Origin of the sequence: Pseudomonas fluorescens, from assembly GCF_902497855.1 — a bacterium.
Taxonomy (GTDB): Bacteria; Pseudomonadota; Gammaproteobacteria; order Pseudomonadales; family Pseudomonadaceae; genus Aquipseudomonas; species Aquipseudomonas fluorescens_BI.
Window position 1 is genome coordinate 1 of the sequence record NZ_CABVHU010000011.1, and the last position, 20,317, is coordinate 20,317.

The 20,317-nt window shown below is 60.6% G+C and carries 17 protein-coding genes and 1 pseudogene; 7 read left to right on the plus strand and 11 right to left on the minus strand.

Annotated elements, in window-relative coordinates; all coding sequences use genetic code 11:
- Nucleotides 1–107, plus strand: a pseudogene (locus F8N96_RS21080) (IS110 family transposase); the annotation flags it as partial.
- Between the two features lie 35 nt (nucleotides 108–142).
- Here F8N96_RS21080 and F8N96_RS21085 read toward each other — a convergent pair.
- From F8N96_RS21085 to F8N96_RS21100, 4 genes are all read right to left on the minus strand, one after another.
- A complete protein-coding gene (locus F8N96_RS21085) occupies nucleotides 143–1,012 on the minus strand; it encodes a DUF6279 family lipoprotein (protein WP_150799465.1) in 870 nt (289 codons plus the stop codon).
- Between the two features lie 65 nt (nucleotides 1,013–1,077).
- Nucleotides 1,078–1,794: a TorF family putative porin gene (locus F8N96_RS21090; RefSeq protein ID WP_150799466.1), complete on the minus strand. Its 717-nt coding sequence runs from the start codon at nucleotides 1,792–1,794 to the stop codon at nucleotides 1,078–1,080.
- Nucleotides 1,795–2,009: 215 nt separating this feature from the next.
- A complete protein-coding gene (locus tag F8N96_RS21095) occupies nucleotides 2,010–2,198 on the minus strand; it encodes a hypothetical protein (protein WP_017337097.1) in 189 nt (62 codons plus the stop codon).
- Nucleotides 2,199–2,325: 127 nt separating this feature from the next.
- The gene (locus F8N96_RS21100; protein WP_150799467.1) at nucleotides 2,326–2,550 is read right to left on the minus strand and encodes a hypothetical protein; all 225 of its coding nucleotides are present in this window, start codon (nucleotides 2,548–2,550) and stop codon (nucleotides 2,326–2,328) included.
- Here F8N96_RS21100 and F8N96_RS21105 point away from each other — a divergent pair.
- The 3 genes from F8N96_RS21105 (at nucleotide 2,549) to F8N96_RS35710 (ending at nucleotide 5,041) form a co-directional block, all read left to right on the plus strand.
- Entirely contained in the window at nucleotides 2,549–3,385 is an 837-nt protein-coding gene (locus tag F8N96_RS21105; RefSeq protein WP_150799468.1) for a S1 RNA-binding domain-containing protein, read from the plus strand. The two genes, F8N96_RS21100 and F8N96_RS21105, sit on opposite strands and share 2 nt — an antisense overlap.
- A gap of 353 nt (nucleotides 3,386–3,738) precedes the next feature.
- Complete coding sequence (locus F8N96_RS21110) at nucleotides 3,739–4,671, plus strand: DMT family transporter (RefSeq protein ID WP_150799469.1); 933 nt, start codon at nucleotides 3,739–3,741, stop codon at nucleotides 4,669–4,671.
- A 241-nt stretch (nucleotides 4,672–4,912) separates the two neighbouring features.
- Nucleotides 4,913–5,041: a PA1414 family protein gene (locus F8N96_RS35710; RefSeq protein WP_007914492.1), complete on the plus strand. Its 129-nt coding sequence runs from the start codon at nucleotides 4,913–4,915 to the stop codon at nucleotides 5,039–5,041.
- A 155-nt stretch (nucleotides 5,042–5,196) separates the two neighbouring features.
- Here F8N96_RS35710 and F8N96_RS21115 read toward each other — a convergent pair whose 3' ends face one another.
- From F8N96_RS21115 to speB, 4 genes are all read right to left on the minus strand, one after another.
- Nucleotides 5,197–5,448, minus strand: coding sequence for an acyl carrier protein (locus F8N96_RS21115; RefSeq protein WP_150799470.1), 252 nt, complete (start codon nucleotides 5,446–5,448; stop codon nucleotides 5,197–5,199).
- A gap of 54 nt (nucleotides 5,449–5,502) precedes the next feature.
- The gene (locus tag F8N96_RS21120; protein WP_150799471.1) at nucleotides 5,503–6,228 is read right to left on the minus strand and encodes an MBL fold metallo-hydrolase; all 726 of its coding nucleotides are present in this window, start codon (nucleotides 6,226–6,228) and stop codon (nucleotides 5,503–5,505) included.
- An 86-nt stretch (nucleotides 6,229–6,314) separates the two neighbouring features.
- Entirely contained in the window at nucleotides 6,315–7,706 is a 1,392-nt protein-coding gene (locus tag F8N96_RS21125; RefSeq protein WP_150799472.1) for a sodium:solute symporter, read from the minus strand.
- 211 nt (nucleotides 7,707–7,917) lie between these two features.
- Nucleotides 7,918–8,868: an agmatinase gene (gene speB / locus F8N96_RS21130; protein WP_150799473.1), complete on the minus strand. Its 951-nt coding sequence runs from the start codon at nucleotides 8,866–8,868 to the stop codon at nucleotides 7,918–7,920.
- 313 nt (nucleotides 8,869–9,181) lie between these two features.
- Between speB and F8N96_RS21135 the strand changes: the two genes are divergently transcribed.
- Nucleotides 9,182–10,075 (plus strand): LysR family transcriptional regulator, encoded by an 894-nt coding sequence (locus F8N96_RS21135; protein WP_150766618.1) that lies wholly within the window; start codon nucleotides 9,182–9,184, stop codon nucleotides 10,073–10,075.
- 4 nt (nucleotides 10,076–10,079) lie between these two features.
- On the plus strand, nucleotides 10,080–10,676 hold the full coding sequence (locus F8N96_RS21140) for a tRNA-uridine aminocarboxypropyltransferase (protein WP_150799474.1): 597 nt from the start codon (nucleotides 10,080–10,082) through the stop codon (nucleotides 10,674–10,676).
- Nucleotides 10,677–10,752: 76 nt separating this feature from the next.
- Here F8N96_RS21140 and F8N96_RS21145 read toward each other — a convergent pair whose 3' ends face one another.
- The 3 genes from F8N96_RS21145 to F8N96_RS21155 are packed head-to-tail and all read right to left on the minus strand — an operon-like array spanning nucleotide 10,753 to nucleotide 15,678.
- Complete coding sequence (locus F8N96_RS21145; RefSeq protein WP_150799475.1) at nucleotides 10,753–12,132, minus strand: HlyD family type I secretion periplasmic adaptor subunit; 1,380 nt, start codon at nucleotides 12,130–12,132, stop codon at nucleotides 10,753–10,755.
- A 9-nt stretch (nucleotides 12,133–12,141) separates the two neighbouring features.
- Complete coding sequence (locus tag F8N96_RS21150; protein WP_150799476.1) at nucleotides 12,142–14,301, minus strand: type I secretion system permease/ATPase; 2,160 nt, start codon at nucleotides 14,299–14,301, stop codon at nucleotides 12,142–12,144.
- A gap of 18 nt (nucleotides 14,302–14,319) precedes the next feature.
- Nucleotides 14,320–15,678: a TolC family outer membrane protein gene (locus F8N96_RS21155; RefSeq protein ID WP_150799477.1), complete on the minus strand. Its 1,359-nt coding sequence runs from the start codon at nucleotides 15,676–15,678 to the stop codon at nucleotides 14,320–14,322.
- A gap of 587 nt (nucleotides 15,679–16,265) precedes the next feature.
- Between F8N96_RS21155 and F8N96_RS21160 the strand changes: the two genes are divergently transcribed.
- A complete protein-coding gene (locus F8N96_RS21160; protein ID WP_150799478.1) occupies nucleotides 16,266–20,303 on the plus strand; it encodes a retention module-containing protein in 4,038 nt (1,345 codons plus the stop codon).
- The last annotated feature ends 14 nt before the right edge of the window (nucleotides 20,304–20,317 follow it).

Genomic DNA, 20,317 nt, shown 5'->3' on the forward strand with positions numbered 1-20,317 from the left:
CCCCCAAGCAGATTATCTGTGCGGCGATGCGCAAGCTGCTGCACTTCGTTTACGGTGTGCTCAAGTCGGGCCAACCCTACGACCCGAAACTTGCGCTTGCCCGGTGAGGTTCAAGACGGTATCTACAGAGGGGGTTGGTTGCTTAACCTTGTCTGGCGGCTTTAAAACATTTCAAATCATTGAAATCCTTGCGCACCCCATCGATCTTTTTCAGCAATCGCTGCCGTTGCTCCGGCGTGCTCTCAGCCATCAAGTCCACGAACAGCGACCGCGCCTGGGCTTCGGTGTTGGCGTAGGCTTGGCGATAGGCGGGAGTCCACAACATCTCTCGATTGACCAGCAGCGTCTCGATGCGCTGTGGGAACTGCGGGCTTTGGCGCTGCGCAACCGCCGCACTGAATTGCTTTTGCCAATGGACGCGGTTGGCGATCCATTGCGTGTTCTGATCGCCCAAGGCAGTCGACCAGGCAACGACCCGTTGCTGCTGGGTCGGGCTGAGCGGGCCGAGCCAGTCGTTCAAGCGTTTTTCCATGCGCTCGCCACGCTCCTTGATTTGCTGGGCAAGGGACGGTTTGAGGTATTGCTCCTCGCGTTTGCGCTGGTCCTTGGCGAAGGCGTCATTCATTTCCGCGACTTGCTTGTCATTCAGCCCCTGCAACAACTCGATGGCCGACGGGGTGATTTCCCTGGCGGTCTGGGCGATGGCCTGTTTGGCTTCCCGAGTGCGGGCTTGCAGCGCAACATCGGTGACCTGGTTGCGCTCGACCATGTCCTGCAAGCGGTCCAGCCAGTCGAGGTAGCCCGGCAGTTGCGTGGTGCAGTGCCAGCTCAGGTGCTCTCGGAGGCGTTCGTTGAACCAGTCCTTCTGCTCGCCGTTCATGTTCAGGTAATCGCCGAGCGTCCACGGGATGATCACGTCGAGATTGCGATAGGCCAGGCCCATGCGGCTGCACGCGCCGAGGGCAAGACTGAGGGTGATAACAACGGTAAGACACGTAAGCCAGCGCGACATGGGCAAGTCCTTGCGAAAGCGTGGGTTCTCATGTGGACGCGGGATGAGCTCGCCAGTTCAGCCAGTCAGTAGAAGGCATGTTGAGCCTTCAGGGTGACCAGGCCATCGCACTGGCTGTTGTGCCCGGAATAGGCGGAGCAGTCGCTGCCACTGAGGCTGGAGTCGCTGTAGATCAGGTCCAGGTCGATGCCCATGAATGGCCGGGAGAGCTTCACTGACCAATCGGTGAAACTGCCGACATATCCACCCTCGACGGACACCGGCGCGTTGAGTTGGTGCGTGGTGTATTTCATGCTGACCCCGATGCCGAAGGGCTGATTGCCGCTCAGGTCGGCGAAGAGCGTGCTGTTGCGTTTGTCCGGATCGTTGCTGAACGCCGCGCCGAACCGACTGCCCAGCAGGGTCAGGCCACCGAACAGCTCCTGGCTGTCGAGCGTCTCCACGGTCGGGTAGCTGTAATGGATCATGCCTACTTCGTAGCCGAGGCTGTGGTCGAAGGGTTGTTTAAAACCCATGTAGGAATCGACTTCAAGGTTGTTGCCCGGACTCAAGCCCGCGCTCGGGGACCATTGGCCCACGTAAAATCCGCTATCGTGGCTCAGGTCGAGACCGCCGTGGAACGAGCCGGTGCTGGAAGGTTTGACCAGGCCCTGGGCCATGCTGCGACTGGGGCTGGTGCCCAGCTTGAGATCGAAATCGCCCAGCTCACGCTGGAAGATTTGCGCATTGGCGACCGAACACGCCAGCAGGCTGGCGAGCAGGAAAAGAGAGGGTTTGAGCATGCGTCACTCCATGAACAGCGAGGAGCAGGAGAAAAACCTGCTGAAACGCTTGATCTAGACGTGTGCAAGGATACCGGCGAATGCTCGGCATTGATGGCCGTTCGTCGATTTTTGATGGATGGGTGTTGGGCGGGATGTTGCAGGAGGGTTCCAGTCCAAGCGCTTCAAAGCTCAAAGCGCTTAGGGACCAGTTATCGCGGAGAAATCTTGTAAAGTTACTTTTTGCCCAAGGTGATCTGCTTGGACGGGCCGAACGTCTGGCCGCTGACGCCTTTGGCAATTTGCTGGATCTCGCCGCCGGACTTGAGGAACGCAGCAATCTGGTTATTGATCGATTCGCTGGTTTCAACGGCTGGAGCTGGCTTTGCTTTGCTGTTGGATGCTTTTACACGCATGGCGGCCATTAACCTGTAGAAATTAACTTGGCCAGGCATAGTACAGGAAATACTTGACAATTGCTTGGTAAATATCCTCCCAAAATACAGATCGCAGGCGAGTGAGGGATCGCAAGTTAATATTTGGAAAAAGCCCCTAAGCTACTGTTTTAACTAAAAAGAACAGTGAGCAATCAGCGGTTTTTGCCTGGCTGACAGGCGCGAGCAGCGTCCGCGTGGCCTGACGAGTGGCCAGGCATGCGGGATAAAAATCAGGAAAATTAAGGGCTTCAGAGGATTTTCCTGCGCCATCGGGCTGGCCGCCAAACGCGACCCGCAAAACCGGGTAGAATGCCGCCCACGCAATGAGGGTATTGGACATGGCTTTAGTCGGGCGTTACAACAGTTTGCAAGTGGTTAAACACACTAACTTCGGTTTATATCTGGACGGTGGCGCGGATGGCGAAATCCTCCTGCCCAATCGTTATATTCCCAAAGATATTCCCAGCGAAGATGAAGACTGGCTCAACGTTTTTATTTATCTGGACAGCGATGACAAACTCATCGCAACTACCGAAAAACCGAAAGTGCAGGTCGGTGAATTCGCCAGTTTGAAAGTCGTTGAAGTCAACAGCATCGGGGTTTTCCTGGATTGGGGCTTGCCGAAGGATCTGTTGCTGCCGTACTCCGAAGAAAAGCGTCAGATGACCGCTGGCGAGTATGTGGTGGTGCACGTCTACCTCGACAAACACACCCGCCGCATCACGGCGACGGCGCGTCTGGACCGCTACCTGGACAAGACCCCGGCCACCTACACCCCGGGCCAGGAAGTTGACCTGCTGGTTGCCGAAGCTACCGACATGGGGTTCAAGGCGATCATCAACAACAAGCACTGGGGCCTGATCCACAAGAACGAAATCTTCAAGTTCATGCGCGCCGGTAAAGAAGAAAAGGGCTTTATCAAAGAAGTCCGGGCCGATGGCAAGATCAGCCTCAGCCTGCAACCGGTCGGTGAAGAAGCTGCCACCAGCCTCAACTCGAAGATCCTCGCCAGGTTGCGCGACAACAACGGCACATTGCCGGTGAGCGACAAGAGCGATCCGACGGTGATCACCAGCATGTTTGGCGTCAGCAAGGGCAACTTCAAAAAGGCGATTGGTGCGTTGTACAAGAACGGCCAGATCGTCATTCATGCAGACCGCATTGAGCTGAGCTGAGCTGGTACACCGCCCCCTGTAGGAGCGAGCTTGCTCGCGATGGACTTCAAGTCGCCGCGTTTAACCAGAAAACCCGCGTCATCGTTGACGACCATCGCGAGCAAGCTCGCTCCTACAGGGGGGGCGAGTATGCAGGACGGCGCGGCACCTCCAGGTGATCGTCGGCCCCCGCAATGACTTTCAGAAAATGACGCAACCAGGAATCCCAAGGTCTCTGGCAGGCGGCATTTTCTGGCCATCTGGTTAATAATCGGCAGCACAATTTTTCGCCCCGGCGCTTTCCCGGCAAAAAAACCGGGGCTTTGCTTTTACTGTCGAGTCACTGCCATGGATTGTGTTGTCGAGGTGTTCCGGTGAGCGCCACCCGGCGTAGCGCCGACGGGTTTGCCCTGCAAGTGATGATGGGGCTGTGCCTGATCTGGGGCGTCCAGCAAGTGATGATCAAATGGGCGGCACCCGACATTGCCCCGGTCATGCAAGCGGCAGGGCGGTCGGGCATTTCCGCATTGCTGGTAGGATTGTTGCTGTGCTGGAAGGGTGGCTGGGATCAGGTCGGCAGTACCTGGCGCGGCGGTTTGCTGGCCGGATCATTGTTCGGTCTGGAGTTTTTCTTCATTTCCGAAGGCCTGCAACTGACCACGGCGGCACACATGTCGGTGTTCCTCTACACCGCGCCGATCTTTACCGCGTTGGGTGTCAACTGGCTATTGCCGAGCGAACGTTTAAGACCTGTCCAGTGGCTGGGCATTTTTCTGGCGTTCGTCGGGATTGCCGTCGCATTTGCCGGTGGCGTGTCTTGGGATAATCTCGATCGGCGCATGCTGCTGGGCGATGCATTGGGCGTGCTGGCCGGCGCGTCATGGGGCGCGACGACCGTGGTGGTGCGCGCTTCGCGCCTGTCGGAAGCGCCGGTGACCCTGACCCTGTTTTATCAACTGATCGTCGGTTTCGTCGGCCTGCTGCTGATCGCAATCCTCAGCGGCCAGGTCAGCCACGTCAGCTTGACCACTGTAGCGGTGGCCAGCGTGCTGTTCCAGGGACTGGTCGTGTCGTTCTTCAGTTACCTGACCTGGTTCTGGCTGCTGCGCCGTTATCTGGCAGCGAACCTGGCGGTATTTTCCTTCATGACACCATTGTTTGGCGTCACGTTCGGCGTAGTGCTGCTGGGTGAAGAGTTGAGTCTCAACTTCGTCGTCGGCGCGGTGCTGGTGCTGTTGGGCATCACCTTTGTCAGTGCCGAACAGTGGGTGCGCCGCCGTCTACGCCAAGCCTTGGGGCAGCACTGAGGGTATCGGGCAGCAAAGCCCCCGGGCCCACCGAATGCGTGGTTCAAGTGGCGACAGACGGTCTATCCGGGGCCCCGGCTCGCGTTCAGCTGACGGCTTGAACTAACGGTCAGGTATTTGGATCAATTCAGTAACAGATCATTGCGACTTTTGGCGAGCATTGTGCAGGACTTCGGACTATTATCAGTGCGAAGGGGCTACAGAATTTTCAGCCGCTCGGCACTACCCTGAAGGGGGCACCATGAAAGAGAAAATCCAAAACTGGCTGCATGACCTGGGTGTCGCACTCGGTTTGATCGAACCGCCTCTGCAACCTGTACCTATTCGTACTGACGACGAACAGCGCCGACGCCAGCAGCGTCGCCGGTAATGCGTCAAGGTCTGAAAAGCTCGCAGCCTTCAGCAGCTCCTGCAGGGGAATAGTGCAAAGGTTGCGATTGCGAGTGTTCCTGTAGGCGCTACCGAAGGGTCGGGCCGCGTTCGGACGAACTTGGCGATCTACAGGTTCCATCAATAGGGCGGTATTCAATGCCGCCCGATCTCCAGCAAAAACCGGCTCAAGTCATTCACCGTCCTGGCAGTCTTGAGCATGTGATCTTCTTCGGCGGTAAACGCCGTCAAACCCAGCTCATCTTCCAAATGGAAGATCAGTTCTTCGATATCCTCCCTATCCAGTCCCAACTGCGCCAGGCTGGTGTTGTCGTTGAAGTCATCCTGACCCTCCAGCAGACGACTGATCAAGCGATGCACGGCGGCACGAACGGCGGCTTTTTTCATGGTTGTCTTCGAGGGCGTTATCGTTGTTGTCCCTGCGCTTGAGTACAGCAGGCTTCAGCTGTGCGAGCGCTGCCACTCGTCAATCATCCTGCGTAAATGTTCCCCGGAAAAGCTGCCGAAATGCCCGCCGTGCACCGTGCGGATCGACAACGCACGCAAGCGTTGCAGACTGTGGGCGTAGTCGTCGAGGTTGGAATGGTAAGCGTCCTCGATCAGCGGACCGTCGTAGATGATGTCGCCACTGAACAGTGTCTCGGTCGCCGCCTCGTATAGGCTGATGCCGCCCGGTGAGTGCCCCGGTGTGTGCAGCACCTGCAGGACCCGATCGCCCAGGTCCAGCACGTCGCCTTCTTCAATCATTCCCGTGGCCGGTGCGGCCTTGACCCGGTATTCGGCGTAGCACAGCGGGCAGTCGGGATGAGCCTCGAACATGTCATCCCCGACGAACGCCGTGCTCAGTGTATTTTCACCATCGGGAGCAGCGAGGATCTGCGCTTCAGCCGGGTGCACCAGGCGTTCGGGGAATTCGTGATGGCCGGCGATGTGGTCGAAATGGCAATGGCTCGCGACGACTACCAACGGCCGCTCGGTGATCCACGGCAATTGCTCGCGCAAGCTCACCAGCCCGGACCCGCTGTCCAGCAGCAGGTCCTTGTCGCGGCCCTGGATGTGCCAGAGGTTGCAGCGATAGAAGGGGCGGATGTACGGCTCGTGAATCAGGCGGATGCCGTCACTGAGCGGCTTCACCTCGAACCACTGATCACGGCTGACGATCTTCATAAGCTGATTCCTTCAGACGAAAAAAAACGAGTGTGGCAACCGACGCCACACTCGTCGAAGAAAAAAGTTAATCCATTCTTTTCAGCTTAGATGGCGCTCGCTGCCGAAGCCGATACCGATGCCGGGCGGCGGGACAGCAAGCTGACCACGACGAAACTCACCAGGCCGACGCCGAGGCTGTAGTAGATCGGGGTGTTGGCGTCCATGCCGTCCTTGATCATGAACACCAGCGCGGTGGCAAAACCCAGGCCCATGCTGGCGATGGCGCCGGCGGTGGTGGCGCGTTTCCAGAAAATCGCACCGATCAGCGGGATCAGCATGCCGCCCACCAACAGGTTGTAGGCCAGGGTCAGGGCGCTGATCACGTCATTGACCACCAGGGCGATACCCAACACGACGAGACCGGTGAGCAGGGTGAACAGACGGTTGATACCCAGGCTCGACTGTTTGCCACCGCGCAGTTTCGGCAGCAGGTCTTCGGTCAGGGTGGTGGACGCAGCCAGCAGGCCGGCGCTGGCGGTGGACATCATGGCAGCCAGTGCAGCAGCGATCACCAGTCCACGGATACCGTCTGGCAGCGACAGTTTGACGATGGCGGCGAAGGCGTTGTTGACGTTGTCCAGGTCCGGAATCAGCACATGAGCGGCCATGCCGATCAGGGCGCAGGCCAGGCCGTAGAAGATGCAGTAGATACCGGCGAACGTACCGGCATACTGCGCGATTTTGGCGGTCCGGACGGTGAACACCCGCTGCCAGATGTCCTGGCCGATCAGGATCCCGAAGAAGTAGATCATGAAGTAGGTGATGATGGTGTCCCAGCCGATGGTGCTGAAGTTGAAGGCTGCTTCCGGCAGTTTCAACACCAACTCATCCCAGCCGCCGACACGGTACAGGCAGATCGGCAGCAGGATGAACATCAGGCCGACGGTCTTGATCACGAACTGGACGATGTCGGTGAGGGTCAGGGACCACATGCCGCCGATGGCCGAGTAGACCACCACCACACCACCGCCGAGCAATACCGAGACCCAGAATGGCAGGCCGAACAACACTTGCAGCACGGTGCCGATCGCCAGGATCGAGGTCACGCCGATCATCAGCGCGTACGCCAGCATGATCGCCGCGCTCGCCGAGCGGGCCATCGGGTTGTAGCGTTTTTCCAGGACCTGGGTAACGGTATAGATTTTCAGTTTCAGCAGCGGTTTGGCGAGGAACAGGTTCAGCGCCACGATCCCGCAACCCAGTGCGGCGCAGAGCCAGAAACCGGAAATGCCATGGACGTAGCCCAGGCGCACGGTGCCGACGGTGGACGCGCCACCCAGGACGGTTGCGGCCATGGTGCCCATGTAAAGGGTCGGGCCGAGGTTACGACCGGCGACCAAGTAGTCTTCGTTGGTCTTGGCCTTGCGCATGCCAAAGTAGCCGAGCACCAGCATCGCGGCGGCGTAAATGAGAACGACGAATAAATCCAAAGCCATGATGGCGTGTCTCCGATTGTCTTTTTTATTGTGAGGCGAAAATCAATCCCTTGTGGGAGCGGCGGTGCGACGATTCGACTTGCTCGCGAATCAGGCGCTGCGGTCTTTCAGAAACACCGCGTTATCGTTCTTCGCGAACAAGCCCGCTCCCATACAGGTAATGTGTCGATCAGGCGGCTTGTACCTGATCGCGTTGGTTCATGACCGATCCTCAGCGGTGGGTCACGCCCGGCAGTACGCAGAGCATTTCGTACAGCAGATTGGCGGCCAGCAGCGAGGTATTGCCGGTGGTGTCGTAGGCGGGCGAGACTTCTACCAGATCGCAGCCGATCAGGTCGAGGCCTTGGCAGCCGCGCACGATCTCAATCGCCTGAATGGTCGTCAGACCGCCGATTTCCGGGGTGCCGGTACCTGGTGCCCAGGCCGGGTCGATGCCGTCGATGTCGAAACTCAGGTACACCGGACCGCCGCCGACTTTCTCGCGGACTTCGGCCATCAAGGGGGCCAGGGATTTGTGCCAGCACTCTTCGGCCTGAACCACGCGGAAGCCTTGTTTACGGCTCCAGTTGAAGTCTTCGGAGGTATAGCCCTGGGCGCGCAGACCGATCTGTACCACGCGATCGCAGTCGATCAGGCCTTCTTCGGCAGCACGACGGAAGGTGGTGCCGTGGGCGATTTTCTCGCCGAACATGTGATCGTTGACATCGGCGTGGGCGTCGATGTGCACCAGGCCGACCTTGCCGTGCTTCTTGTGGATGGCACGCAGGATCGGCAGGGTGATGGTGTGGTCGCCGCCCAGGGTCAGCGGGATCACGTTGTGTTCGAGGATGGCGTCGTAGGACTCTTCGATGATCCGTACGGCGTCCAGCAGGTTGAACGTGTTGATCGCCACGTCACCGATGTCGGCCACCGACAGCGAGTCGAACGGGGCAGCACCGGTGGCCATGTTGTACGGGCGGATCATCACCGATTCGGCACGGATTTCACGTGGCCCGAAGCGGGTGCCGGGACGCAGGGAGGTGCCAATGTCCAGCGGCACGCCAACGAAGGCGGCGTCGAGGCCGACAGCGGTAGGCACATGGGGGAGTCGCATCATGGTGGCGATGCCGCCGAAGCGCGGCATTTCGTTGCCGCCCAGTGGTTGGTGAAGAATCTTGTCCACGGGTAAGGCCTCATCGTCGTTGTTTTATTTATGCAGGTAAGCCGCTCGGGGAGAGGCGGGCACCGCTGTGGGCCGATTCTGCGAAATGTAGTGGCCGGGAAGAATCGCTACGGGCAAATACTTAGTTCAGAATTTTCTAAACTAATGGCGATGGCGGAGATAGACTCTTAAGCGTGATCGTTCCCACGCTCTGCGTGGGAATGCATCCACGGACGCTCCGCGTCCAGCTGTTTCCTTCATGTGACGCAGAGCGTCACGGGCGGCATTCCCACGCAGAGCGTGGGAACGATCTATCCTGCAACCGGAGCCCCCCATGGCCAACGCTTTACCCGACCTGAAACTGTTGCGCATCTTCGTCAGCGTGGTCCGCCATCAAGGATTCGCCAACGCGCAGCAGGAGCTCAACCTCTCGACCTCGGCCATCAGCACTTACATGAGCCAGCTCGAAGCCGCCCTGGGCCTGGTGCTGTGCCATCGCGGTCGCGGCGGTTTCAGCCTGACCAGCAAGGGCGAGTTGTTCCATCAGGAAACGTTGCGTCTGCTCGGCGAACTCGAAGGTTTCGAGCAATACGCCGCCGCCCTCAAGGGCGAACTGCGCGGTACGCTGAACCTTGGGGTGATCGATTCCACCGTCAGCGACAAGGCCTTGCCCTTTGCCGAAGCCATCGGCGCCTACACCCAGGAGCACCCGGCCGTGCATTTGCACTTGTCGGTCATGAGCCCCTACGAATTGCAGCTCGGCGTGCAGGACAATCGCCTCGACCTGGCCATCGGCGCGTTCTCCACGCGCATGAGCGGGCTGGTCTACATGCCGCTGTACCGTGAGCAGCACTGGTTGTATTGCAGCAGTCGACATCCGCTGTTCGCCGAACGGCGTATCCCCGAGCAGGTCATCACCCAGCAGCGCATGGTCGGCCGAGGTTACTGGAGCCAAGCGGAACTGGCGCGCCATGGTTTCAAGCACAGCGCTGCGACGGTGGAAAGTATGGAGGCGCAGCTGATTCTGGTGCTGTCTGGCGCTTATATCGGTTACCTGCCGGAACACTACGCCCAGGCCTGGGCCGACAAGGGCGACTTGCGCGTGCTGCTGCCAGCGACCTTCGGTTATCAGGCGCCGTTTTCCATGATCGTGCGCCGTGGGCGCAGTCGCGAGCCGCTGATCCAGACTTTTCGCGACTTGCTCAAAGCGCAACTGAATCAGGCTTGAGAAGATGTCCAGAATCCAATGCCCGCGCTGCCTGCGCCCACACAGTCATTGCCTGTGCCCGCTGATCCCGAGCCTCGATAGCCGCACTCGGGTGTTGCTGCTTCAGCATCCGAGCGAAGTGAACCATGCGCTGAACACTGCGCGCCTGGCGGCGTTGGGCTTGAACAATGCCGAGCTGATCGTGGGCGAGGTGTTCGAGGATTTGCCGGCGTTGGTGAATCAACCGGGCTATCGGGCACGGCTGTTGTTTCCTGCCGATGATGCGCAGCCGTTGCAGGCATACACCGAAGCCGAGGAGCCGCTGCTGCTGGTGGTTCCGGATGGCACCTGGCGCAAGGCGCGCAAGATGCTGCACCTCAATCCGTTGCTGGCGGCGCTGCCCAGAGTAACCCTGGCGGAGGGTGGCGTGTCCCGGTATCGGCTGCGCAAGGCACCGGGGCCGGGGGCGTTGTCGACGGTGGAGGCGATAGTGCAGGCGTTGCAGACGCTGGAAGCGCCCATCAGTTTTGAACCGTTGTTAAAGCCGTTCGAAGCATTGATCGAGGGGCAGATTGCGGCGATGGGGGAGGAGACCTACCAAAAGAATCACATGCCGAAATGACCGTTGGTTTTGAGGGCCTCTTCGGGGGCAAGCCCGCGAAGAGGCCCGCACAATCACCTAAAATCCCGGCCAGAAACTACCGCTCCCGCATCGCCTCGGTCCGCGCCTTCAGCACCGGCTTCAGCAGATAATCCAGCACACTCTTCTGCCCGGTAATGATATCCACCGTCGCCACCATCCCCGGAATGATCAGCAGCGGCTTCACATCCCCGCCCAAATGATTTTTATCGGTCCTTACCTGAATCAGATAAAAACTGTTGCCTTTGTCATCGGTAATCGTGTCCGCCCCGATCAACTCCAGCTTCGCGCTCAACCCCCCATAAATCGTGTAGTCGTAGGCACTGAACTTGACCATGGCTTTCTGCCCCGGATGCAGGAACGCCACGTCCTGGGGCCGTACCTTGGCTTCGATCAGCAGGTTATCTTCCAGCGGCACGATTTCCACCATGTCGCTGCCCGGCTGAACCACGCCGCCGATGGTGTTGACCTTCAGCATCTTGATAATCCCATGCACCGGCGACACCACCGTGGTACGGGTCACGCGGTCGTCGATGGCGATGCTCGACGCGGTGATTTTCGACAGGTCGGTGCGCTTCTCGTTCAGCTCCTTGGCCGCGTCCGAGCGGAAGGATTGCTCCGACTCATCGATCTTGCTCTTGATCTCGTTGATCGCCGACTCGGCCCGGGGAATCGCCAGGGTCGTGGCGTTCAGCGAGCCGCGAATCTCTACCGCGCTGCGTTTGAGCCGCAGGATCTCCACAGGCGAAACCGCCCCGGTGCCCACCAGCGGTGCGGACATGTTCATCTCTTGTTGCAGCAGTGCCAGGCTGGAACTGTATTGCCCCTGTTTCGAGCGGAACTCCGCCAGTTCCTGGGTTTTCTGCCGAAGTTGTTCCGACAGGGTGCGTTGTTCGCTGGCCAGCCGCCGTAGCCGTTGTTCGTGTAGCGAACGCTCGTCCTCGGCCACTTGCGGCGCCTTGGCGATGACCTCCGGCGACAGTTTGAACGGCCGTCCTTCCGCTTCCGCCGAAAGCCGTTCGACCTGCGCGGTCAGCGCATAGCGATCGGCCTCGCTTTCGCCCTTGTTCGACAGGAAACGCGTGTCATCCAGGCGCAGCAAAGTATCGCCCTTGTTCACCATTTGCCCTTCGCGGACGAAGATTTCGGTGACGATGCCACCCTCCAGGTTCTGGATCACCTGAATCTTGCTCGACGGAATCGCCTTGCCTTCGCCCATGGTGACTTCCTGCAACACGGCGAACTTGGCCCAGACCAGGGCGGTGATAATCAGCGCGGCGGTCAGCCACACCGTAATCCGCGACCAGCGCGGGGAATCCTGCAACGCAGCGCTGGCGGTTTCCGGCATGAACTCGCTTTCGGCGCTTTTGCTGAAACTGCCGAAGTAGCCGCGCGACTCCGAATCGGAGGGCGACGCGTCGGAGGATGAACGGGCCATGGCAAGCTCCTAGACAGCCGCAGAGCCGACGCGGCCCTTGCGCAGTGCATCGATCACCGCCTCTTTCGGACCGTCGGCGACGATCCGCCCGTTGTCCAGCACCACCAGCCGATCCACCAGGCTGAGCATCGAGGTGCGGTGGGTGACCAGCAGCAGGGTCTTGCCCTGGACCCAGCCGTGGAGTTTTTGCCGCAGGACGTCTTCGCTGCTGTTGTCCATGGCGCTGGTGGGCTCGTCGAGCAGCATGATCGGCGGGTCGAGCAACAAGGCGCGCGCCAGCAATACCGCCTGGCGCTGGCCGCCGGACAGCAGTTGCCCACGTTCGCCTACAGGCCGGTCGAACCCTTGCGGATGTTGGCGCGCCAGCTCGGTGACGCCGGTGAGTTCCGCCACTTCGAGCATCCGCGCATCGCTGATGTAGCGTGCGCCCAGGGTCAGGTTGTCGCGCAGGCTGCCGGCCAGCAGGGGCAGGTCATGGGCGACATAACCGATCTGTTGGCGCAGGTCGGCGACGTCCAGCTGCCGCAGGTCCAGGCCGTCCAGCAGCAGTTGGCCTTCTGCAGGTGCGTAGAACCCCATCACCAGCCGCGCCAGGGTGCTTTTGCCCGAACCGCTGCGACCGATGATGCCGATCCGCTCCCCGGGTTTCACGCTGAAGCTGACATTGGCCAGCGCCGGCGCGCCCTGGCCGGTGTAGTGGAAGGTCACACCGATGACATCCAGCGCTCCCTGCAGTTGCGTGCGTTCCAGCGGTCGTTGTCTGGCGTCGCGTTCCTGGGGCAGGGACATCAGCGCGTCGGTGCTTTTCATGGTCAGTTGCGCTTGCTGGTAGCGGGTGATCAACCCGGCGATCTGGCCCAGCGGCGCCAGCACCCGGCTGCCGAGCATGTAGGTCGCCACCAGCGCACCGACGCTGAGGTTGCCGGCGATGATGCTGTAGACCCCGGCGACAATGGTCGCCATGCCGGAAAACTGCTGGATGAACAAGGTGCCGTTGGTGGCCAGGGCCGAAAGATTGCGCGCATGGCTGTCGAGGCGGGTGAGGGCGCCGTGGGTGCTTTCCCACTGGTGCTGGCGTTCGCTTTCGGCGCTGCAGGCCTTGAGCGTTTCCAGGCCGCCGAGGGTTTCGATCAGCAGGGCCTGGCGTTCGGCCCCCAGGGTCAGGCTTTTTTGCACGGTGTCGCGCAGGCGGGCCTGAATCACTATGGCGAACATGATCGTGACCGGAAACGCACACAGTGGAATCACCACCAGCCAGCCGCCGAGCAGACCGATCACCACCAGCATCAGTACGGCGAAGGGCAGGTCGATCAGGCTGGTCAGGGTCACGGCGGTGAGGAATTCCCGCAGGCCCTGGAAGTCATGGATGCTTTGGGCGAAACCGCCGATGGTCGCCGGCCGCGCTTTCATGGCCATGCCGGTAATGCGCTCGAACAGCGTGGCCGACAGGATCACGTCGGTTTTCTTGCCGGCGGTGTCCAGCAAGTGTGCGCGCACCACCCGCAGCACCAGTTCGAAACCGGTGCCGATCAGCAGGCCGATGGACAGCACCCACAAGGTCGATGTCGCCTGGTTCGGCACCACGCGGTCATAGGTCTGCATCACGAACAGCGGCACCATCAACCCCAGCAGGTTGATCAGGAAGCTCGCGAGGATCGCATCGCCGTACAGCCATTTCGACAGCTTCAACGTATCGCGAAACCAGGCTTCGACGCGTGGCACCAGGGGCGAGCGCAAGTCTTCGAGTTCATGGCGCGGTCGGGCGAACAAGGCCTGGCCGCTGTAGTGCTCGGCCAGCTCTTCGCGGCTGACCCATTGCTCACCGCCGTCGGCTTCGCTCGGCAGAATCAGCGACCGGCCGTCATCGCCCCAGCGCCGTAGAATCGCGGTGCGGCCGTTGTTGAGGATCAGCATCACGGGGAGGTTGAGGGCGGAAATATCCGCCAGTTCACGGCGCAGCACCCGCGCCTGCAAACTGGCCCGGGCTGCTGCGCGCGGCAGCAGGTCCAGGCTCAGGCGCTGGTGCGCCAAAGGCAGCCCGGCACTCAGGCTGGCGCGACTGACCGTCGCGCCGTGGAGTTTGCAGAGGATCAACAGACCGTCCAGAAGCGGGTCATCGAAGCTCAGCCGCGGATCGACACCGATGTTGCCCGATTCCATGCTGGTCACAGTGACGCTCCCGTTGCGCTATCTCAGTTCAGGCAGGCGAGCTTCGTTTTTCACTTCGGCCTGGGCGATCGCATCGGCGGGCAGCACCACACGCTGTTTGCTCAGCAACTGGCCCATGTTCGCCAGCACGCGGTACATCGAGTACTCCTCGACGTAGCGCACTTCGGTGTAGCGCCGGTTGGCGTTGTACAGCTCGTTTTCACTGTCGAGCACATCGAGCAAGGTCCGTTGGCCGAGGCCGAACTGGTCCTGATACGCAGCCCGAACCCGGGTGGTGGTCTCGGCGTATTCGCGGGCGGTCGGGGTTTGTTTCTTCGCGTTGACCATGGCGTTCCACGCCAGGTGGATGTTCTCGTTGAGCTGGCGCAGGGCGTTGTTGCGGATGTCCATCGCCTGATTGATCCGGTGCGCGTTGCCGGCCAGGCGGGCCTTGTCGCTGCCGCCGCGGAACAGGTTGTAGTTCATCACGATCCCGACGCGCCATTCGTTGTCGTGACCTTCCTCGCCTTGCACGTTGTTGTTCGCGCCCACCGCGGCTTCGGCATCGAAGCGCGGGTAGAACGGCGACTTGGAGACTTCGTACTGGCTCTCGGCCGATTGCACATCGGCCTGGGCCGATTTCAGGTACGGGTTGTTATCCACCATGCTCTGCTGGGCGTCCGACAGGCTGGCGGGCAATTCACCGCGAATCGACGGCAGCGTTTCCAGCTCATCGGGCATGCGCCCCACGACGGCGAAGAAGTTCGATTCGGCATCGGCCAGATCGACCTCGGCGGTGTCGAGGTTGTTCTCCGCCAGCGCCCGGCGGGCCGTGGACTGATCGGCGTCGGCGTTGCTGCCGATACCGCGCTGGGTGCGCAGGCCGATCTGGTCGTTGACCCGCAGGTGGGCTTGCAGGTTGTTCTTGGCCAGGGTCACCAGTTCGCGGCGCTTGAGCACTTCGAGGTAGACCTCGATGGTGCGCAGGGCCAGGTCCTGGGCGGTGCCCTGAGCGTAATAGGCCCGGGAGTTGACTACGCCTTTGGTGCGCTCGACTTCATTGGCGGTATTGAAACCGTCGAAGAGCATCTGGCGCAGACGCAGTTCCGACTGGGTATAGGTGAGGATTTCCTTGTGATGATTGCCGAACGCCCGGGTGTTGGTGTTATCGCTGTAGCCGCGCCCGTAGGCGGCGTTCAGATCAACCGATGGATAAAAGCCCCCTCTGGCGACTTTCACGTCTTCATCGGCCGAAAGGCGACTGTCCACCCGGGACGCCAGCTCCGGGTGAGTCGCAATGGTGCTCTGGATCGCTTCGGTCAATGACATCGCCTGCGCCTGGCTTGTACAAACCATGGCCAGAAGAATCGCGCTGCAAAGAGGGGTCAAAACGCGCATGGAGCATCTCCCTGAAGTCCTTGATGGTGCTTATCAATCGCCAATTATTTGACGATTTTTCTAGTCAAACCGTTTCATGCTTGTAACAACAGAGCTAAGAACATTCTGGCGCCAACCTGAGAAGTATTTCTCATAAGGCTTATGCCAAAAAAAACTTATGCACTCTGAAAAATCCAGCACATTGTTCTCTACGAAAGCCCTTGATTCAGGAGCTTTAGGGAGCTTCTCAGGGCTTGAGGAAAGTTCATTCCATTTATCGACATAGGGCGGGAAAGTGCTGGAGGGGAGGGAAACGTGACGGTTTTAGGGTGACGGTTTTTTGTCACTCTGCTGCTTCACCACCGTTACGCATCACTCGCAGGCAACCTGTTGCGCAAGTGGACCCCGATGCCGTTGATTGCACAGGGTTTATCCCGACCGCACAGGTAGCTCGCGAGTGGCACGCATGGCGAGTCTGTCGCCAGGGCAGCGGCTTACTTCAGGTAAGCCCTGCCCAGTGACGATCCGACCTGCGACCTGCTTGAGCCATGAGCACGTTCTTCGCAACCACAGAGTTCCGACAATGGTTGGCAGCGGAGGAAATGCACATGGCTAAGCTCATCGGTATCGTCAGTCAGGTCATCGGCCAGGTGTTTGCGGTCTCGAGCGACGGCTTCCGACGCGCCCTGATCGAGGGCGATCGGCTGTTCGCCGGCGAGCTACTGTTCACCGGTACCGAGGGGGCGGTGGCGGTGCATCTGCAGAATGGCCGGGAACTGACGCTCGGCCGTGGCAGCAGTTTGCAAATGGACGCCCAGCTACTCGCTCACCAGGTGCCCCATATGGACACCACGGAGGTGATGACGCCGAGTCAGGCGCAACTGACCGACGTCGAGCAATTGCTGAAAGCGATCGCGGCGGGGGCCGACCCGACGCAGACCGGCGAAGCCACGGCGGCCGGCCCCGGTAATGGTGATGCCGGCAAAGCGTTGGGCGGCGGCCACAGTTTTGTGATGCTGCAAGAAGTGGCGGGCCGGGTCGATCCCACGCTTGGTTTCGCCACGGCGGGCTTCAATCGCATCGTGGAGTTGCCCCGTGAGCATGTGGTCGATGGTCCGGGCAATGTCGACGGCGGGGCGGTCGGTGCAGGCGGTACAGGTGTGGTTCCGGTGGTGCCGGTGCCGGTGATTCCGGTGATTCCGGTGGTTCCGGACGTTGTGGATAATCCGGTTATCATCAAAGGCCTGGACATCGAGTGTGGCGAGCTGACGGTCTATGAGAAAAACCTCTGCGACGGCTCTTGTCCCGATGCGGACGCCCTGACCCAAAGCGGCAGCTTCTGCGTCACCGCGCTGGACGGTCTGTATACCCTCACCGTGGGCGGTATCGCCGTCATGATCGGCGGGGTCGCCGCCGGCTTCCCGCAATCGATCGTGACTGCCTTGGGCAACACCCTGACCATCACCGGCTACGACCCGGCCACCGGCGTCGTCAGCTACAGCTACACCCTGCTGGATAACGAAACCCATCCGAACGCCACCGGTGCCAACAGCATCAGCGAAGACTTCAATGTGGTCGCCACCGACACGGATGGCAGCTCCGCCTCGGGGCAGATCAACGTCAACATCGTCGACGACCTGCCCCAGGCCGTGGACGACAGCCATGCCCGCACGGCCTCGGAAGCCCGGCTGAACCTCCACGGCAACGTGCTGAACAACGACGAGCAAGGCGCCGACCATGTGCCGACCGGTCACGGCAGCGGCCCGATTACCCCAGGCACGTTCAACGGTACCTACGGCACCCTGGTGCTCAATGCCGACGGCACCTACACCTACACCCTCAATCCCCGCGATGCCGACTTCAAGGCCCTGCACGGTGGCGGCGACGGCACGGAAACCTTTACCTATACCCTCACCGATGCCGATGGCGACACCAGCACCGCCAACCTGGTGCTGAACGTCCACAACAACAATGACCCGGTCATCATCAAGGGCCTGGACATCGATTGCGGGGAGCTGACGGTCTATGAGCAAAACCTCTGCGACGGCTCCTGTCCCGATGAATCGGCCCTGACCCAGAGCGGCACCTTCACCGTCATCGCATTGGACGGTCTGCAAACCCTGACCGTGGGCGGTATCGCCGTGGTGACCGGCGGCGTGGCCGCAGGGTTTCCACAATCGATCGTGACTGGCTTGGGCAACACCCTGACCATCACCGGTTACAACCCGGCCACCGGCGTGGTCCATTACAGCTACACCCTGGTGGATAACGAAACCCACCCGAATGCCCGCGGCGCCAACAGCATCACCGAGAACTTCAATGTGGTGGCTACCGATAGCGACGGCAGCAGGGCGTGGGGCCAGATCAACGTCAACATCGTCGATGACGTGCCCAAAGCCGTCGCCGCCGAACATTCGGTCGTCGCCGCGGACGTCGACACCAACCTGCTGCTGGTGATCGACGTGTCCGGCAGCATGGCCGACGCTTCCGGCGTCAATGGCCTGTCGCGGCTGGCGCTGGCCAAGCAGGCGATCTGCGCCTTGCTCGACAAGTACGACGACCTGGGCGACGTGAAAGTGCAGATTGTCACCTTCAGCAGCAACGCCTCGGACAAGACCTCGGTGTGGGTGGATGTGGCGACGGCCAAGTCGATCATCGCGGGCCTGAGGGCGGGCGGGGACACCAACTACGACGCGGCCGTGGCCGTGGCGAAAACCGCGTTCGACACCGAAGGCAAACTGACGGGGGCGCAGAACATCGGTTACTTCTTCTCCGACGGCAAACCCAACGAAGGGTCTATCGGCAGGTCGGATGAAGCGGCCTGGAAAGCTTTCCTTGAAGACAATGACATCAAGAACTACGCGATCGGCCTGGGCAAGGGCGTCAGCAATGACAGCCTCGATCCACTGGCCTATGACGGCAGTACCGGCACCAACACCAATGCCGTGATCGTCAAAGACCTCGGTCAACTCAACTCGGTACTGTCGGGCACTGTGGTCGGCGTACCGGTCACCGGCTCGCTGCTGGGCGAAGGCGGATCATTCGGCGCCGATGGCGGTTTCATCAAATCCATCACGGTGGATGGCACGACGTACACCTATAACCCCAAAGGCAACGGCCACCAGGGTTCGCTGAACTTCAGCGGTGGCGCCAATCACGGCACCTTCAACACCGCCAACAACACCCTGAGCATCGTCACCGACAACAAAGGCACGCTGCTGGTGAACCTCGACACCGGCGAGTACAGCTACACCTCGCAGAAAACCACGGCGGTGGTGCTCACCGAAAACATCGGCTTCACCCTCAGCGACAACGACGGCGACCTGGCCAGCTCGACGCTGGTGGTCAAGGTCATTCCAAACGGGGCACCGGTGGCGGTCGACGACCACGTCATTACCAACGTGCTGTCGGGCAGCGTCGTGCTGCCGGGTGAATTACTGCTGGCCAACGATACCGATCCCGATGGTGATCCGCTGACGGCAGCACCGACCACCTTCAATACCGGTTGGATTGCCAAGGGTGCGGATTTCAGCGGCACCGGGGCGATCAACTTCACCGGCGGCCAGAATTGCGCGCCGAACCAGACGTTGGCGAACGTACGCAGCGCCTTTACCGCGAATGCGGCCACCATGACCGCGGTGCTCGTCGTCAGCGGTTACCTGGGCAAAGTCACCCACGCCAATGCCAACGATGAGGACCGCATCACCGTCGACCTCAAACAGGGTGAAACCCTGAACCTGGACCACAACCTGGCGGCCGGCCAAATCGCCATGGAGTACTCCGTCAACGGTGGCGCCTTCATTGCCATCGCCGATGGCCAGACCATTACCGCCACTTCGGATGCCACTTACCGGATCCACATCACCAATATTCCCGACGGCCCGGGACACGGTGGCAACGGTTCGGAACACTACACGTTGACCATGACCGTCAATTACTCCGGCGCCCATGACGTCACCCCGGATTACCACGGCACCTACACCGCCAGTGACAGCCATGGCGCCAGCGACAGCGCGGCCGTGACCATCAGTTATCAGGAGGGCCACACGCTTGTCGGCACCGCGGGCGATGACGTGTTGGTGGCGGGCGCCGGTGACAACCTGATCAATGCCGGCGACGGCAATGATGTGCTGACCGTCCGCAGCGGCAACAACACCTTGCATGGCGAGGCCGGCAATGACCGGTTGTTCGGCGGATCGGGCAACGACATCCTCAACGGCGGGGATGGCGATGACTTCCTGGTCGGCGGCTTGGGCAACAACACCCTCACCGGCGGCGCCGGCGCGGACACCTTCCAGTGGCTCAAGGGCAACAGCGGCCACGACGTGGTCACCGACTTCACGCCAGGCACCGACAAGCTTGATCTGTCGCAACTGCTGCAAGGGGAAAACGGCACCGCGGCCTCGCTGGATGACTACCTGCACTTCAAAATCAGCGGTAGCGGCGACTCGCTGGTCACCCGCATCGACGTCAGCGCCATGGCCGGCGCCACGCCGAACCAGACCATCGACCTGGCAGGGGTCGACCTGGCCAGCCATTACGGCGTCACGCCAGGGGCGGGCGGGGTGGTTGCGGGGGGGCACGATACGGCGACCATTATCAACGGGATGTTGAACGATCATTCGTTGAAGGTGGATACGGTCTGATCTGAAACGAAAAA